At 44.6% G+C, this 1,190-nt stretch carries 1 protein-coding gene; it reads left to right on the top strand.

Annotated elements, in window-relative coordinates; translation table 11 throughout:
• The coding region (locus N8M20_RS10120; protein WP_261080503.1) for a Rib/alpha-like domain-containing protein at positions 1 to 1,190 on the top strand (1,190 nt) is incomplete at both ends.

The raw sequence follows: 1,190 nt of genomic DNA, 5'->3' as shown, positions 1-1,190 counted from the left end.
GAAGGAAGTATCAATACAGACAATCTGCCAAAAGGTACAACCTACACATGGGTAGAAAAACCAGATACCAATACAACACCAGGAAACAAACCAGGGAAAGTATTAATCACCTACCCAGATAAGAGTACAGAAGAAGTGACGGTAACGGTTGAAGTAACACCACAAAAAGACGATTACGATCCACAGCCAAAAGCCCAAACGGTGGACAACGGGACAGTGCCAAAGGCAGAAGACAGTGTTGATAAAATCGGCTTACCAGAAGGTACAAGAGTTACATGGAAAGAAACACCAGTAGTGAACACCCCAGGCAGTCATCCAAGTGTAGCCTTAGTCACCTATCCAGACGGAACAGTCGATGAAGTGACAGTACCAATTACGGTAAAAGAACAAAAAGATACGTTCAATCCAACAGCGAAAGAGCCATCTCCAACTGCTAAACACGGTAGTGACCCAAGTGCAGAAGGAAGTATCAATACTGATGGCTTACCAAGTGGCACAACGTATAAATGGGTAGAGAAACCAGATACCAATACAACCCCAGGAAGCAAACCAGGAAAAGTATTAATCACCTATCCAGATAAGAGTACGGAAGAAGTGACGGTAACGGTTGAAGTAACGCCACAAAAAGATGATTATGATCCACAACCGAAGGCCCAAACAGTGGACAACGGGACAGTGCCAAAGGCAGAAGACAGTGTAGACAAGACAGGCTTACCAAGTGGCACAAGAGTCACATGGAAAGAAACTCCAGTAGTGAATACACCAGGAGCACATCCAACTGTAGCGTTAGTGACATACCCAGACAGAACAGTCGATGAAGTCACAGTCCCAATCACGGTGAAAGAACAAAAAGATACGTTCAATCCAACAGCGAAAGAGCCATCTCCAACTGCTAAACACGGTAGTGACCCAAGTGCAGAAGGAAGTATCAATACTGATGGCTTACCAAGTGGCACAACGTATAAATGGGTAGAGAAACCAGATACCAATACAACCCCAGGAAGCAAACCAGGAAAAGTATTAATCACCTATCCAGATAAGAGTACGGAAGAAGTGACGGTAACGGTTGAAGTAACGCCACAAAAACACGATTACGATCCACAACCAAAAGCCCAAACAGTGGATAACGGAACAGTGCCAAAGGCAGAAGACAGTGTAGACAAGACAGGCTTACCAAGTGGCACAAGAGT

This window comes from Streptococcus mitis (genome assembly GCF_946190275.1).
GTDB lineage: Bacteria > Bacillota > Bacilli > Lactobacillales > Streptococcaceae > Streptococcus > Streptococcus mitis_DC.
The sequence above is the reverse complement of the archived record's forward strand: the minus strand, read 5'-3'. Positions and strand labels throughout refer to the sequence as shown.